This is a genomic window from Acidobacteriota bacterium, assembly GCA_030949985.1.
In the GTDB taxonomy this organism is placed as follows: Bacteria; Acidobacteriota; Polarisedimenticolia; order J045; family J045; genus JALTMS01.
Genome location: JAUZRX010000053.1, coordinates 25,372 through 39,893, shown reverse-complemented (window position 1 = coordinate 39,893; position 14,522 = coordinate 25,372). Strand labels below are relative to the sequence as shown.

General features: G+C 66.7%; 12 protein-coding genes. 4 read left to right on the top strand and 8 right to left on the bottom strand.

The features are described from left to right. The 4 genes from Q9Q40_12085 to Q9Q40_12070 all read right to left on the bottom strand — a co-directional run. Window positions 1-422 (bottom strand): transposase (locus Q9Q40_12085; GenBank protein MDQ7007962.1); only part of this gene is annotated, 422 nt, incomplete at its 3' end. Window positions 423-562: 140 nt separating this feature from the next. Beyond that, window positions 563-2,419 (bottom strand): cytochrome c biogenesis protein CcsA, encoded by a 1,857-nt coding sequence (gene ccsA / locus Q9Q40_12080; protein ID MDQ7007961.1) that lies wholly within the window; start codon window positions 2,417-2,419, stop codon window positions 563-565. After that, window positions 2,416-3,534: a cytochrome c biogenesis protein ResB gene (locus Q9Q40_12075; protein MDQ7007960.1), complete on the bottom strand. Its 1,119-nt coding sequence runs from the start codon at window positions 3,532-3,534 to the stop codon at window positions 2,416-2,418. Before Q9Q40_12075 ends, ccsA begins: the two co-directional genes overlap by 4 nt. Window positions 3,535-3,562: 28 nt before the next feature. Further along, window positions 3,563-4,159: a hypothetical protein gene (locus tag Q9Q40_12070; GenBank protein MDQ7007959.1), complete on the bottom strand. Its 597-nt coding sequence runs from the start codon at window positions 4,157-4,159 to the stop codon at window positions 3,563-3,565. Between the two features lie 116 nt (window positions 4,160-4,275). Here Q9Q40_12070 and Q9Q40_12065 point away from each other — a divergent pair, with 116 nt between their 5' ends. Then, on the top strand, window positions 4,276-4,518 hold the full coding sequence (locus tag Q9Q40_12065; protein ID MDQ7007958.1) for a hypothetical protein: 243 nt from the start codon (window positions 4,276-4,278) through the stop codon (window positions 4,516-4,518). Window positions 4,519-5,014: 496 nt separating this feature from the next. Here the strand turns inward: Q9Q40_12065 and Q9Q40_12060 are convergent, their stop codons facing one another. Continuing rightward, window positions 5,015-5,515 carry a hypothetical protein gene (locus Q9Q40_12060; GenBank protein ID MDQ7007957.1) on the bottom strand — a complete coding sequence of 167 codons (501 nt, stop codon included), beginning with the start codon at window positions 5,513-5,515 and terminating at the stop codon, window positions 5,015-5,017. Window positions 5,516-5,600: 85 nt separating this feature from the next. Further along, complete coding sequence (locus tag Q9Q40_12055; protein ID MDQ7007956.1) at window positions 5,601-6,335, bottom strand: hypothetical protein; 735 nt, start codon at window positions 6,333-6,335, stop codon at window positions 5,601-5,603. A 361-nt stretch (window positions 6,336-6,696) separates the two neighbouring features. Here Q9Q40_12055 and Q9Q40_12050 point away from each other — a divergent pair, with 361 nt between their 5' ends. After that, the gene (locus Q9Q40_12050) at window positions 6,697-6,900 is read left to right on the top strand and encodes a cold-shock protein (protein MDQ7007955.1); all 204 of its coding nucleotides are present in this window, start codon (window positions 6,697-6,699) and stop codon (window positions 6,898-6,900) included. Window positions 6,901-7,072: 172 nt separating this feature from the next. Next, a complete protein-coding gene (locus tag Q9Q40_12045) occupies window positions 7,073-8,644 on the top strand; it encodes a B12-binding domain-containing radical SAM protein (protein ID MDQ7007954.1) in 1,572 nt (523 codons plus the stop codon). Between the two features lie 5 nt (window positions 8,645-8,649). Here Q9Q40_12045 and Q9Q40_12040 read toward each other — a convergent pair whose 3' ends face one another. After that, entirely contained in the window at window positions 8,650-10,452 is a 1,803-nt protein-coding gene (locus tag Q9Q40_12040; protein MDQ7007953.1) for a S8 family serine peptidase, read from the bottom strand. A 340-nt stretch (window positions 10,453-10,792) separates the two neighbouring features. Here Q9Q40_12040 and Q9Q40_12035 point away from each other — a divergent pair, with 340 nt between their 5' ends. Beyond that, window positions 10,793-12,148, top strand: coding sequence for a hypothetical protein (locus tag Q9Q40_12035; protein ID MDQ7007952.1), 1,356 nt, complete (start codon window positions 10,793-10,795; stop codon window positions 12,146-12,148). Window positions 12,149-12,288: 140 nt separating this feature from the next. Here Q9Q40_12035 and Q9Q40_12030 read toward each other — a convergent pair whose 3' ends face one another. Continuing rightward, a complete protein-coding gene (locus Q9Q40_12030) occupies window positions 12,289-14,463 on the bottom strand; it encodes a hypothetical protein (protein MDQ7007951.1) in 2,175 nt (724 codons plus the stop codon). Window positions 14,464-14,522 lie beyond the last annotated feature (59 nt).

The following is a 14,522-nucleotide window of genomic DNA, read 5'->3' as shown; positions in this document are numbered from 1 at the left end:
TCGATCACGAGGTTTGCCTTGCGCAGGTTCTCTTTCAGCCGGTCATTCTCCCGCCGGAGGCGACGATTCTCTTTTTCGAGTGCCGCGTCGGGCGATGTCTTGCGACGCCGAGCGCTTCCCTTCAGAGCGCCGAGAGCACCTTCCTGCTGGGCTCTGCGCCAGGCGGAGAGGTGGGAACTGTACAGCCCCTCACGTCGCAGCAGACGCCCTATCTCGCCGTTGTGCTGGCAGCGCTCCGCCTCGGCCAGAATGCGCGCCTTGTACGCCGCGGAGAATCGCCGCCGCTGGGGCTTGGCCACGACCTCCGGATCGGCCGCGGGCCGCGCGCCTTCTCCGGAAGCGAGGCTCTCGCTTCGCTCGACCTTCGCTTCCTCCGAAGGCGCGCGGCCCGGAGAGCCAGTAATCGCCTTGTGCTTCAACATGGGACCTCCAATTCGCCCTCTTCTACAAAGATCCAAGGGAACCGAAGTGTCTCACGGATGTTGGCAGAGAGGGCTGGGCCACCTGATGGAGGCGCGGCACGACTGGTACGTGGACGACTCGCACACGCCCGTCGGTTGCGTCAGGCTCTCGCCTCTTGCTGGCCGCGCCGGTAGGCCAGGCCGTAGAACACCAGGCCGAAGACCAGCTCGATCCCGCAGAAGATGGCCAGGTTGGTGGCCACGTTGCCGGCGAAGCCGTAGGTGTGCAGCCCGATGTTGAGCAGGTTCACGCCGAACCACGCCAGGGCGACGATGATGTTGTTGAGCACCAGCCCAAAGGCGAAACCACGGGGCCGGAAGAGTGCCGTGTAACGGCCATGGAGGAGCATCAGTTGCCACATCACGATCAGCAGGGCGCCGTTTTCCTTCGGATCCCAGCCCCAGAAGCGGCCCCAGGACTGGTCGGCCCAGATGCCGCCGAGAATGGTGCCGAACAGGGTGAAGAAGAGAGCGACCAGCGTCAGTCCGCCCATGTTGCGGTTGAGTACTTCGAGGCGGGCCTTGGCCGATGGCCGGAAGGCCCGGAAGACCAGGTAGAGGTGTCCCGCCAGGCCGGCGACCAGTGAGCAGCCATAGCCGATGGTGATGGTCACCACGTGGGTCGAGAGCCAGAAGTTGGAGTTCAACACGGCGACGAGCATGCCCATGGTGTCGCCGTCGGCGGCTTTGCCGAAGCCGACGAAGTGGAGTATCGCGCCGGCGATGGCGCCGAGAAGAATCCCGTAGCCGTCCCGGCGCATCAACTCGACCACCACGCCGGTCAGGGCCGAGACCATGCCGACGAAGACGATCGACTCGTAGAGGGTCGAGACCGGGGCGCGCCCCATGATCACCATCCGGCAGACGAGCCCGGCGATGTGCAGTGCCACGCCGAAGCCCAGCGCGCCCAGGGCGGTGGGGCGCAGCCAGCGGGAGGCGAACATCCAGCTCGTCGCCAGCAGCAGGAAAGCCAGGATGTAGAGCGCGACGCTCTTGTAGAACAGGTCGGTGCGGTTGTACCAGTTCTCGAGATCGATGCGCTGGAGCCGGGAATCGGGCAGCGCTCCGCGGATCGCCGCGTGCAAGGCGACGGTGGCTTCCGCCTGGCGTACCCGATCGCCGTCACGGTGGGCGGAAAGCAAGGCTTCCCAGCCGTCGAGGATCTCGGCTGCCAGTCCCCGGTCCTGGGCGGTGCCGACGATTTCCCAGGGAGAAAGCCACTTGGCCTCTTCCACTTCTGTCCCCGTGCCCGGAGGGACGATGGCCAGGATGTGGGCGAAGCGGTCTTCCTGGAGCCGATTGACCGTGTTGACCAGGCGCACGAGAGCCTTCTGCGAGTCGGACCACTGTTCCCGGGGCAGGTGCCCGAGGTCGTCGAGACGGCCGCGAATCGCCGGGAAGTGGCCGACGAGGGTACGATAGGAAATGTTGCGATTGGAGGGCAGGTCCAGTTCGGCGGCCAGTTCGGCATCTTCGATGCGGATCAAGGGCAGCAGGCAGGAGGCTGCGCGGGAAATCTCCTGGTAGCGCAGCACGTTGCGATAGCTCTCGACGAGCTGGTTCTCGACGTAGGTTCGGTCTTCTTCTTCCCGCTGCATCAATTCGCGCAGGGTGCCTTCCTGGGGACCGATGGCCTCGACCATTTCGGAGTAGGTGTAGACGCGATCTTCCCGTTCGGGCAGGCCGAGGGCGACGACCACCTCCGGGGAGCGAATCTTGAACACCCGCATGGGCGACGAGCCGTCGGGATGGGTCAGCACGTCGAGCAGCCACTGCTCGGGGGTCGCGCCCCCGGGGCTGCGGCGGCTGGAGAAGGCCAGCAGGTGGACCCGGGCGAAGGTATCGAGGGGCTTGATGCGGCCCTGGTGCTGTACCGGCAGCTCGCCGATGGTCTCCTGGGCGATGGCGGCGCCCGGCAGCAGGGAGAGGAGGATCAACAGCCAGCTCGTCTTCCTCATGGCATCGCCTCCTTGCGGGCGGCCGCCCGGGAGCGGGCGAGGATCTGGGCCAGGTGGATCAGCAGCCCGAGGCACATCACCAGGCTCGAGATGTAGGGGAACAGGCGACCGTAGTTCTTGACCACCGCGAGTACGGTGATTTCGGGAGTGCCCTCGATATAGGACGACTGGTAGAAGGTATAGCCGCGGTGCCGCAGGGGTTCGTTCATGCTGATCACCACGCGCCGCTTCGTCCCCGAGTCGATCAGGTTGACCGTCGAGCTGTAAGCGCTGGCCATGCGCGTGCCGGGGTGAACCTTCTTCTCGAAATCGACCAGTTCGAGACTGAAGGGCAGGATGCGGCGCTCGCGTCGTAACTCGATGCGGATCCGCTTGTCGCCCACGGTGATCACGTCCGGCTGTCGCGCGTTCTCGACGGCCAGGTATTGGCCGTCGGTGCTCTCTCCCGCGCCGGTGATGCGTAGAACGGCGGCCGCGCCCAGCGTGTCGTCCCCACTGTCGACGACCGGTTCGGCGCGGGCGATACGACCGAGACCACGCCAGGGGGCCGGGGCCGGATTGTCCCGGCGGAAGGCCTGGGCCCGCGGGTAGAAGTGGAGGATTTCCGCGGTGACGCCCTCGACGGGCAGCTTGATCACGCGCCCGGGCTCGAGCCACGGCTCGCTGTAGGCCCGTACCGCGTCGTGGTCGGCGGGGCTGGTGTCGATGAAGGCCAGTTCCTTCTGGCGGTCGTCGGCAACGAAGTTCGATGTCTCGCCCTCGGCGATCATCATGTTGCCCTCGTTGCTGAAGTAGGCCGTGAGCATGCCGCCGACCAGCAACAGCAGGGCGCCGGCGTGAGCCACCAGCAGGCCGGTCCGGCGTGCGGTCCACGTCGCGGGTTGGACGAGGTAGGCCAGCAGGTTGATGAAGACCACCAACATTGTCAGGCGGCCGCCGGGCAGGGGCAGAACGCCCACCAGCGTGATCCAGGAAGAGAAGTACTTCTCCTGGGCGCCGTACAGGCCGATGCTCGATTGGGCAAGGGTGCCGATGACGAGCAGTACGATCAACCAGGCGCAGGCGAAGGTGAAGATTTCCGCGCGCGAAAGGAAGATGAGAGCCCTTTTCAACATGGACATCTCTCCGTCGGGAACCACGGTTTCATGAATGCGCCGCGGGCAGGGCCAGGGAGTCGCAGAAGGCGACGAAGTCGGGTGTCAACTGGTCGATCTTGTCGGCTGGGGCGAGGAGCTTGACGAAGGCCGTTCGGTCGCCGAGAGGAAGGATGGTGGCCAGCATGGCCTTGGCCGGCTGGTCGGGATTGACGATGCGGAAATATCGATAGGCACCGGCGCCCGCCTTGCCGTCCTTGCCTTCGTGGGCGATGGTGGCGGCATCGAGAGGCTCGAGGCCGAGCTGCCTGCGCCAGCGGTTGACATTGGCCGCCTCGCCGCCACCGTCGTTGGCCAGAATGACGATGTAGCACTCTGCAGACGGACCGCCCCCGGGAATCCGGTAGTTGACCAGCCGCAGGGAGGATCCGGGGGTCTCCTGCCAGCCGGCGGGGGCGTGCCAGTGGAGTTCTTCCGAGTGGGAGTGGCCCATCTCCCCGGAGACGGCTCCGGGAGGGGAAGACTTGGGAACCTGGTAGGAGCGAACCCCCTCGTCGCCGCAGCCGACCAGCAACAGGGTCAGCGCTGTCATGACGAGAGCCCGTCCGGGGATGCGGAGTGTTCGGGGGGCGGGGGCGTTGAGCATGGTCTCACCGTTCCGGCCTGCCGCCCTGCCGCATCGGCGTTGACGCGGCAGACGCTTCCGGTGGAGAAGAATACAATGCTGCGGACCGGTCGTCGAAGCCGGAGGAGGCAATTGTGATGGTCAGGACGAATCGTCGGCGCCGGATGCGACCCAAGAGCAAGGGCGGGAAGGGCCGCAAGGGCGCAGGCCCGCGTCGCCTCGAAGCGGTGGCGGCCACACTCCTCGCCCTGGGAGCCGTCGCGGGCACCTACTTCGGTATTCGCGCGGGTTCGCTCTACGCCGCCACCTTCTGCCTGCTCTGGCTGCTGGGAACGGTGATCTGGTTCTTCAGCATTTTCGGCTACCGCGAGAAGCTCTGACCGGCGGTCTTCGTTCGGGTGTCTTTACCATGGCGTGGCCCGGCGTAAGCCCGGCCACTCACGGCCCTCCTCGCCGCAGGCGTTGGCGGCACGCACCAGGCAGAAGAAGATCTGCGGGGCGTCGCCCTGGTGACCATCTTCATAGAAGAGTTCCGTGGTTTCGCCGAGCCGGCTGAAGACGCCGGGCAGGGGGAGCGATAGACCCGGCCGATGTCTTCACCGGTCGCTGCACTCCATTCGCGCCTGACGTGATCGTGGTTGACCGGGGTGACGGCCAGATCGGCGATGGGGCCGGCCGCCTGGCGGCTGCCGGTCTCCATCACGGCGACCGCATCCTGATTGCCGTCCTCGAGGCCGCCCACCGTCGTGCAGGTTTCGTTGACCCCACGGCTTGCACCCGGTAGTCGATGGCGAATGCGTCGGCCAGACCGTCGTCGACATGGCTCGGGGCGGGGGCCACCGCGGTGCCGACGATGATCTGCCCTTTCTCGCAGCCCTACTCGTTACGCAGCACCTTGTACGACGCCGCGCCGGCGACGTGGCCTTTACAGTGCACTTCCTTGCCGAAGGGGCCGCCGCCGCAGTTCTCGGCCAGAAAGCCGGATGGCGTCGCCGGAGTGTGCAACTCGCGCTTGTCCCGGTCCTGGTCGCGCATCCCGGTGCATTCGAGGCAGGTATCGCCTTGGCCCGAACAGTTCTTGCTGGTGTAGAAACCATGCCCGGTGCAGGATTCACGGGTTTCGAAGAAGGCGACGATACCGGCGTAGGCCTCCGGGGGATTGTCGTAGCCGCTCCCGCCGTTCTGGTCGAGACCGTGGCCCCATGCATGGAGGAAGACGCCCATGATCGCGCCCGTATGGCGGCAGCCCCCGCCCGAACGGTGGAAGTTGACGGTGCCGTCCCAGCATGCGTTGCGCGTGTTATCGATGTTGACGTTGTCGGTAAGTCGGCTTTTCAGTCGGTTGTTGTCCGGCAGCCAGGCTCTTCCTCTCTGCATCGATCGATTGAGGTGGAAAAAGGAAGAGCGAGAGGCATGGGTGTTGTCTGCCGACGAGCCTTCGGGCACCACGCAGCCGGTGCCGTCACTGACCCGTCCAGCGTCGGGAGCGGGCCGCGGCGGCGAGGGGCAGCAGGAGCAGGGTGCCCGGATCGACCAGGGGCATGCCGGCAATCGTTCCTGCGCCGAGGCAGGCGTTGAGACGCCGGGCCTGGTGGACGTCGAGAGTCGGGCGGGGAAGGTGGACACCGGGCCCACGCGGGAGGCGCCGAAGGCCACCAGAAGGCCGCGGCCGAGTTGGAAGTCCAGCCGTGCGCCTTCCACCGGAACTCCGGCAGGCGCCTGGCCGGAAGGTGATCTGCCAGACGTGCCCACCCACGGGACCCGATGCGGCGGTATCCAGCACCAGGTCGGTTGCCAGCCCGCGGAAGACCACCGGGTGTTTCTCGATGAGGGCGCGAACCCGGACTTCGAGTCGCTCGAGCCGCGCGGTCGGGGTGTCCGCGGCGCACGCGGGCATCCGGGCCACGCCGGTGCCCCAGGCGAGAGTGGGCAGGCCGGTGCGTGCGTCGATGGTGGCCCGCCAGTGGCCTCCCGGTTCACCGTTCAGGTGTTCCCAGGTCTTCCGCAGGTCGGCGGAGGCGGGCAGGTCGAGGGGATTTTCGGCGAGGGTGGCAAGCCCGCCGCCGGGTCGATCCCGCAGCAGGTGATCGAAGGGCTCGGGATCTTCCCGCTGGCGCAGGGTCCGGGCGGGAAGCCCGACCGACCCGGCGAGAGCGAGGATCGGGCAACTTCGAACGGGGGAACGGACCGACGGCACACGACGACTCCCGGCCGACCTCCCCGGTGATCGAGAACACGCCGAAAACCCCGGTGCTCCCTGCGGGGAGTGTCCCTCCAGGACCCGGTCAGTACTGAAAGGGCCGGGGAGGGCAAGAGGATGGCGCAGGGTGTTCCCGGCCGAGTTTTTCAGAAGTCACGCGAAAGTAAGAAAAAAGAGTCGAAGGCCTTGCTTTCGAGGGGTGACTGCCCGCATAATCACCGGGTTACCTCCAGAAGCGGCGCAAAACGCCCTTGTCTTTTTTCCGGGCCGGATCGTTTCTGCCCGCAAGCCGCTTGGCCCGCTACTGGAACCGATTGAGGGAAGCGCCGACCGCTTTCCGGAAAGAACGGAGTACCGAATGCCGAAGGGAACTGTGAAGTGGTTCAACGATGCCAAGGGTTACGGGTTCATCAGCCAGGAGGATGGCACGGACGTCTTCGTCCACCACACCGCCATTCTCGGCAGTGGATTCAAGACCCTCAACGAGGGTGAGACCGTCGAGTTCGAGGTCACCCAGGGTCCCAAGGGTCCCCAGGCGACCCAGGTCCAGCGCAGCGCCTGAACCCTTCACGAGCTGCCATAGTACTGAAGGCGCCCCGCTTCGGCGGGGCGTTTTTTATGGACGGTGCATTCGGCGCCGGTTGCGGTGGGGCGGCTTTGCCCGTACTTGTTGGGGGCGCGGAAGCCGCGACAAGGGACCAGGACGGTTCGTCGCCGCGCCCCGAGGAGAGAACATGGAAGCCCTGCTCGTTTGGCCCGAGTTCCCTCCGACCTACTGGAGCTACTCGTACTCCCTGCGCCTGGTGGGCAAACGCTGCCTGCTGCCGCCGTTGCCCCTGATCACCGTGGCGGCCTTGCTGCCCGCAGACTGGAAGCTGCGCCTGGTCGATCTCAACGCGGAGTCTCTGAGCGATCAGCAGATTCGTGCCGCTGACGTGGTGTTGATTTCCGGCATGCTGGCCCAGCGCCGGTCGATGCACCAGGTCATCGCCCGCTGTCGTGCATTGGGTGTGCGCTGCGCGGTGGGAGGGCCCTACGCCACCGCCGTTCCGGAAGACTTCGAGGCGGCGGACCATGTCTTCGTCGGGGAAGCGGAAGGCTCGATCGGAGAGTTTTGCCGGCAGCTCGAACAGGGCCGGGCGCCTCATCGCTTCCAGGGCCTCGACAAACCGCCGATCACCGACTCTCCCGTGCCGCGCTACGACTTGCTCAACGTGGACTCCTACCTGCACATGGCCCTGCAATATTCGAGGGGTTGCCCTTTTTCCTGCGAGTTCTGCGACATCATCGTCATGTATGGTCGCCGGCCTCGGGTCAAGGCTCCCGAACAGGTGGAGGCGGAACTCGATGCCATCGCCGCGACGGGCTTCCGGGGTAGTGTCTTTTTCGTCGACGACAACTTCATCGGCAATAAAAAGGAAGTCCGGGCGCTGATTCCCCATCTCCGGCGGTGGCAGGAGCGGAAGGACTGGCCCTTTTTCTTCTACACCGAGGCATCGCTCAACCTGGCCGATGACGAAGCCCTGATGAAGTCCATGGTCGATGCGGGTTTCGAAAGCGTGTTCATCGGCATCGAGAGTCCATCGGCGGATTCCATCGCCGAGATGCACAAGGTCCAGAACATGAAAGGGGACATCGCCGACCGGGTTCACCGGATCCTCGAGCACGGCATGGATGTCTGGGCCGGCTTCATCGTCGGCTTCGACTCCGACACGCCATCGATCTTCGACGAGCAGTACGACCTGATCGAAAAGGCCGCGATTCCCTTCGCCATGGTCGGTATGCTCCAGGCGTTGCCCGGCACCGCCCTGACCCGGCGCCTGGAGAAGGAGGGTCGGCTCAGGCCCCACATCGGTACCGATCAGTTCGGCCACGTGAACTTCGACACCGTGCTGTCCGACAAGACCCTGGTGGCGGGTTATCGTCGTCTGCTGCAAAAGGTCTACGAGCCGCGGGCCTACTTCGACCGGGTACGGGCGATGCTGGCCCGGCGGCCCCAGCCTCGATGGCGGCGTCGTCCCACGGCGGCGCAAATCGTCTCGGGCGCGCGGGCCCTGATCACCCAGGGTCTGTTCGCCCACTACCGCCTCGAGTACCTGCGCTTTTTGTGGAAGATCTGGCGCTGGGATTCGAGTCGCCTGGTCGAAGCCCTGATGCGAGCCGGTGCCGGGCATCACTTCATCGAGTACACCCGCAAGGTGGTCGCGCCTCGTCTGGAGGCGATCTTGAACACCGAGTCGCTGCCGGCCCTCGGTGGCGGCGCTGCGGCTCCTCCGGCGGTGGTTTGCCCGGACGAGTCGGCCTGACGCCTTCAGGGACCACCGTCGCAGGCGGTGGCCGAGCGGGGGGTGGAGTCCGAGGCGCGGCCCCAGTCGGAGCTTCCGCAGGCGTTGGCCGCGCGGACCAGGTAGTGGAAGCCGTCCCCCGGTGGCGGCGTCGCGGGATCGCTTGTCGCAGCCTCGGTCAGTTCCGCGGCCAGGCAGGTGGCATCGTCGACGCCTCCCCGGGCCCGCAGGTCGGTCAGTGTGCCGCGCAGCAGGTCATAAGTCGTGCCGTCTCCCGCCCCATAAGACTGGTCGTCCCAGCGCAGGGTCGCGGCGTCGTCGAAATCCAGGCCGGTGACTTCCACCGGGGCGGCGAAGGCGCCGCCATCGCCCGGTGCGCAGTCGCAGGCGTCGGCCACCTTGTCGCCGTCGCCGTTGGGCAGGTCGAGGGCCGCGTCGGCCCGGACGATGCCCCACCCGGAGATGTAGTTGGGGTAGGTGGTGTGGGAGATGCCGCCGCAGTTCTGGGGGAAGAAATTACCCACCGGTGTGCTCGCCGAGCGCTCCACCAGGCACTCGGAGATCTCGAGCAGGCCTTCGAGGCCGGGGGCCGCCGACCAGATCAGCGCGCCGACCCCGGCCACGTGGGGGGCGGCCATGGACGTTCCGCTCCATGAGGCGTAGCCATCCGGCGGTACGGCCGACCGCACACCGTCGCCGGGGGCGGCGATCTGGGGTTTGGCCCGGTTCGAGCCGTCCACCGTCACCGGCCCTCGACTGGAAAACCAGGCGGTGGCCCGGGCCGAGGTCACGGCGGCGACGGTGAAGACGTCGGGAGAGATGGCCGGCGGGTCCTTCACCGTGTTGCAGTTGGGCCCGTCGTTGCCGGCGGCGGCGACCATCCAGATGCCCGCGCGACGCAGCCTGGCCAGGGCCTCGTCGAAGACCTGGGTGTCGCAGCCCTCCGACGGTGGACAACCCCAGGAGTTGTTCACCACTTGGGGGGCCATCTCGGGACGACCGTCGGTGAAGGGATCGCCGCCCGGGGGATAGGGTGCGAGGGTCCATTCCATGCACTCGAGATAGCTCGAGGGGCGCCCTACACCGTGGTCCATGTTGCGGCAGGCGATCCAGCGGGCGCCGGGAGCCACACCCACCTGGTTGCCGGCGCCGTCGTCGCCGACCATGGTGCCCACCGTGTGCGTGCCGTGGCCGTGATCGTCCCAGGGCGCGTCCGAGCCGTCGATGGCGTCGTGCCAGGAGTAGGCGTGGTCCACCCCCTCGCCGGTGCCGCCACGGTACTGGGCGATGATGGCGGGATGGGTCCGCTCGACTCCGGTATCCATCGAGGCGACCACGATACCCTCGCCGTGACTTCCCCAGCGGTTCCACACTTCGACCGCTCCCACCATGGTCACGCCCCATTCCACTCCGTCAGTGGATGCCTCCGGGGCCGGGCCCAGGGGAACCGGTTCCACGGCGCGGACGGCGGGGTCGTCCACCAGCCGGCGGACGTCGGAACGACCGGCGAGAGTTTCGGCCAGCTTCCGGTCGCCCTCCACCAGCAGGGCGTTGACGATGTAGAAAGGCCTGTAGGGAATGCCCCGTGCGTCGAGCCAGGCGCGCAGGGAACGCTGGCTGGTGCCCGCCCGCCGGGTGAGATGGCCGTAGAGTTCCGTGCCTGTCACGCCGGTGGGGACGGGATCTTCCTCGAGCAGGACGAGAAAGGGGGCCGGTCCTTCGTCGAGGCGGGCGGCCAGGGAGGGAGCGATGGTCGCATCCGCCAGGGCGGTGGAGCCGATCAGCGGCAACAGGGCGAGGAGAAGGGCGAGACGACGAGGAATGTGCATTTCAGGCTCCCGTGGGACCTCGTTCAGCAGCTATGGGCGCCTCGGGGCGCACCGTGGGGGGTTGCTCGACTCAACATGTACCACCAAGTGGCGTCCGGTAGAAGGGCAACCCGTCTCGACCCGGTGTGCATCGCGCGCCCGGCGGGCGGCGCCGGGGACCTGAAGCCGAGCGTGGGCGATCCGCTCCGAACGGCCTGGAGCCGCGGAAGTCGGTCCCCGCCCGGGTTCCCGGCCGGAAATCCATTGCCTTGACCCGTTCGGGAGCGTCTAATTCATAGTGGGAGGTTTGCGAGTCATGACAGCATGCGCGGATTCCGGTCGTCGGTGTGCCGTATGCGCGGTGTTCCGTCGCAGGCGTACCCTTCGATGGTGGTGGGCGCTGGGAGCGGTTCTGGCGGCGTGGTTTGCGGCCGGGCCGGCGGCCGCCGGTACCTGGGACGAGGAGCAGACCCTCGAGCACGACGGCATGACGCGCTACTTCCGTGTCTACAGGCCCGATTTCCAGCCTCCGGAGGGCATGCCCCTGCTCTTCGTACTGCATGGTGGCGGTGGCGACATGCGCTCGTTTCTCGACAATGGGACTCACGCCGAATGGCCGGAGATCGCAGACGAGGAAGGTCTGCTGTTGATCGTCCCCAACGGGGTGGATCCTGCGACCGGAGATCCCTCCACCAACGACCAGAACTGGAATGACTGCCGGGCCGACGGTCCCCGAGTCGAAACCGGGGCGGACGACGTGGGTTTCATCAGCGCCCTGATTGACTGGGCCGACGCGCGCTACCCGATCGACCCGCAGCGGGTCTATGCCACGGGTTCGTCCAATGGCGGCCTGATGAGCTACCGGCTGGCCTTCGAGCTTTCCGAACGCATCGCCGCCATCGCGCCGTTCATCGCCAACCTTCCGGCGGTCAGCGAATGCGCCGATCCCCGGCACCCGATCTCCGTTTTCATCTGTAACGGCGACGGCGAGGAGACCTACATGCCCTGGGACGGGGGCTGCGTAGTGGACAAGGTGGAATGTGAACGCGGCCGCGTGATCTCCGCCGAGGCGACCCGGGAGTACTGGATCGCTCACAACCTCACCGAAGCCGGTCCCGGGGAGTTCACCGCCTACGACGACCTCGACCCCGATGACGGCACCACCGCCGAGAGCACCCTCTACCGCCGCGGCTACGAGGGGGCGGAGGTGGCGTTCTACCGCATTCGCAACGGGGGGCACGTCACCCCCTCCATCGATCACCCCCGCTCGCGGCTCGTCCTGCAACTCCTCGGTCTCGGCTTGCAGAACCACGACATCGAGGGTTCCCGCCAGGCCTGGGCCTTTCTCTCCCGCCAGCGCCTCAGCGGGCAGGGGCAGGGCACGGCCCCCGGCGTGGCCGGGCTGTTGCGGCTACGGCGGGAGGGACCGGAATCGTTGCGGCTGGAGTGGGCCGGCGACTGCGGCGACGGCAGCGAGTACGGCATCTATCGCGGTGACCTGCGGGCGGGTTACGACTCGCTGGTCTCCGAACGCTGTTCGCTGGTCGACCGGCAGGCGGTGATCCCCGCCGGGGCCGGCGGGGCGGATTTCTTCCTGGTGGTGCCGGCGGGCCCGGAGGGGGAAGGCAGCTACGGGTTCGATGCCGCCGGCCAGCCCCGGGAACCCGCCGCAGCGCCTTGCGCGCCCCTGGCGACACCCGATAGTTGCGCTCGCTGAGCTGGAACCCGAGGTCGGACGCTCGAGCCGCGGGCGAGAGTCCCGACCCGGCGGCGCGTTCGGCCCGGATGCGGGGCCGGTGCAAACGGGGGGGCGGCCCGAAGGCCGCCCCCGTGGGTCGATTCGTCGCTGCGTCGAAATCAGCGGCGGGATTCGATGGACTGCAGCTGCAGAGATCCGAAATGGTCGCCCTGGAGCAAGGGCTCCTCGCAGGAGGTGTGGATCTTGATCCCCTGCAGGCGCTCGCCGGTGGTCGCGTCGATGACCTGGAAGACCAGGTTGTTGGGCAGCTTACGCTTGTGCTTGCGCTCCCGCTTGCGCTTGGCCCGCTTGCCGCATTCTTTCGGTGCCGGGGCGAGGTCGCCGTAGCCCAGGGTCAGGGTGTCCCCGATCCGGACATCGTCGAAGACGAAGAGCTTGCGGCCCTTCTTGTTGCGGACCTTGATCTTCACCGGATCGGTCATCAGCGCATCGCCCTTGCAGCGCATCTTGCCGCTCTGATCGTTGGTCGAAGCCTCGCAGCTCTCTCCGGTGTAGGTCAGAGTGATCGACTTGATGCCGCCTTCGCACTCGGGGCCACCGTCATCCGGCGGCTCGGAAAAGGTCTGAGCGGCTGCGACGGATGCCTGACAGTTCCACTCGCCGGTGGCCACGGCGTCGAAACGGGTTTGTTTCCAGGTCGTGGTATCGGCGGTGAAGGTGATCGATTCACCGGGTGCGAGGTTGGCTACGTAACCCACTTCGCCGAGCAGATCGTCGTTGACCGTCAGCTCTCCGGTGTCACCGTCGCCGTTGTTGGTCACCGTGTAGTTGATGGTGGTCGCCGTGCGCAGATCCCGCGCGGTGCCCCGGGTGGTGTCGTAGGCCAGTGCGAGCAGGCTGCCGAACTGATCGCCGATGTTGAATTTCTTTTCGCACTTGAGGCGAATCTTGTTGGTCTCGAGGGATGCCCCGAGACTGTCGAAGATCTCGAGATGGACGACGCGGCCGAGATGGTCGAGGCCCGCCCGGCGGGCGTCGAAGGTGACCACGTCGCCGAGCCTCACCCCTTCCACGCTGCCGATCAGGGTGCCGTCGGCGCGGGTCATCTCGATCCGCACGTTCTCCTCGAAGGCCGCGGCGCCGGTGCAATGGGCGTCGTGAGCCTGCTGGTGTGTGCTGGCCTCACAGCCCTGCCCGGTGTATTCGAAGGCAACCTGGGTCAGGGCGCCGTCGCACTCGGTTTCCGGGACGATGACGTCCGGAGGGGTGATCTCCATCGACAGGTCGAGGGCGCACTGCCCCGGCGGTTTGCAGGAGCGATTCATGTGGAGGCCGGCGAAGAAGGTGGTGAAGTTCTGGGGGAACTCGTCGGTGGATTTCTTCTCCAGCATCTGGTGCTGCAGGCAGGCCCAGGTGGCTCCCTGGGGCAGATCGACGAGGGTGGAGAAAACACCGAGCTTCTCGCCCTTGAAGCCGAAATCGGCGTCGATGATCTTGTTCTCTTCGAGCACCTGGTAGAGGTCGACCAGGCTCGTCGGCCTGGGGCCCGAGCCCGTGGCGAACCAGGTGCGTTCCGGGGAGGCGTAGGCGACGCGGGTGCTTCCTGCCAGCTGGTGAACATCTTCGAGGACGCCCCCGATGCCGAGGCTGATGGTTCCCTGCACCTGGCAGCCGAGAGCCTGGAAATCGAAGCAGAAGACGTCGCTGTTGGCCTGTTCGGAGTAGTCGAAAGTTCTGGCCCAGCGGTCGTAGTTGGCCACATCGGCCCCCTGGAGGCCGATGGCTTCCCAATCCCCTTCGCCGGGAACCACCTGGTACATCACCACCATCACCACGCCGTGCTGTACACGGTAGGGGCGGGCGTTGTTCACGACGTCGTTGAAATTCGTGATCGAGAAAGTGTTGATACCCGCGGCCAGGGCGTAGAGCGGCACGTCGGCCCGTGAGACGACCTCGCCGCCCTTGGTGGCCGCCTCGTCCGGCGGGACCACGTAGCGGCGCCCGATCTCGATGCCCGCCAGGGCGAGGGGCGCGGCGAGTGCGCCGCCGCTGAGGGTTATTTCCGGATCCGGATTGCCGGCTTCGGTGGTTTCGCCGGACCAGTAGAGCCAGGCCGCCAGAGGATCGCCCGGTACGTCGATGTCGAAGGTATGGGCTCCTTCCCCCGTGCCCACGCCGGCGATGGCGATGCGGACCTCGCCCCCACCGATTCGCTCGAATTCCCCCAGAGGCGTGTCAAAGGGGGTTTGGGCCGGTGCGCCGACCATCGCGAGGATGGTGACTCCGGCCAGCGCCAGCATTCTGGCGGCGCTCGAAACGCGGAAAAACTTCATGACTTCCTCTCCTCCCATATCCCGCCTCGCGGTTGCTGCACGTCGCCGGCATGCATCCA

What these genes read in the sequence shown, in the direction of transcription:
- ccsA (MDQ7007961.1), bottom strand. Translation starts at nt 2,419, where the DNA reads ATGAGGAAGACGAGCTGGCTGTTGATCCTCCTCTCCCTGCTGCCGGGC.
- Q9Q40_12075 (MDQ7007960.1), bottom strand. Translation starts at nt 3,534, where the DNA reads ATGTTGAAAAGGGCTCTCATCTTCCTTTCGCGCGCGGAAATCTTCACC.
- Q9Q40_12070 (MDQ7007959.1), bottom strand. Translation starts at nt 4,159, where the DNA reads ATGCTCAACGCCCCCGCCCCCCGAACACTCCGCATCCCCGGACGGGCT.
- Q9Q40_12065 (MDQ7007958.1), top strand. Translation starts at nt 4,276, where the DNA reads ATGGTCAGGACGAATCGTCGGCGCCGGATGCGACCCAAGAGCAAGGGC.
- Q9Q40_12060 (MDQ7007957.1), bottom strand. Translation starts at nt 5,515, where the DNA reads ATGCAGAGAGGAAGAGCCTGGCTGCCGGACAACAACCGACTGAAAAGC.
- Q9Q40_12050 (MDQ7007955.1), top strand. Translation starts at nt 6,697, where the DNA reads ATGCCGAAGGGAACTGTGAAGTGGTTCAACGATGCCAAGGGTTACGGG.
- Q9Q40_12045 (MDQ7007954.1), top strand. Translation starts at nt 7,073, where the DNA reads ATGGAAGCCCTGCTCGTTTGGCCCGAGTTCCCTCCGACCTACTGGAGC.
- Q9Q40_12040 (MDQ7007953.1), bottom strand. Translation starts at nt 10,452, where the DNA reads ATGCACATTCCTCGTCGTCTCGCCCTTCTCCTCGCCCTGTTGCCGCTG.
- Q9Q40_12030 (MDQ7007951.1), bottom strand. Translation starts at nt 14,463, where the DNA reads ATGAAGTTTTTCCGCGTTTCGAGCGCCGCCAGAATGCTGGCGCTGGCC.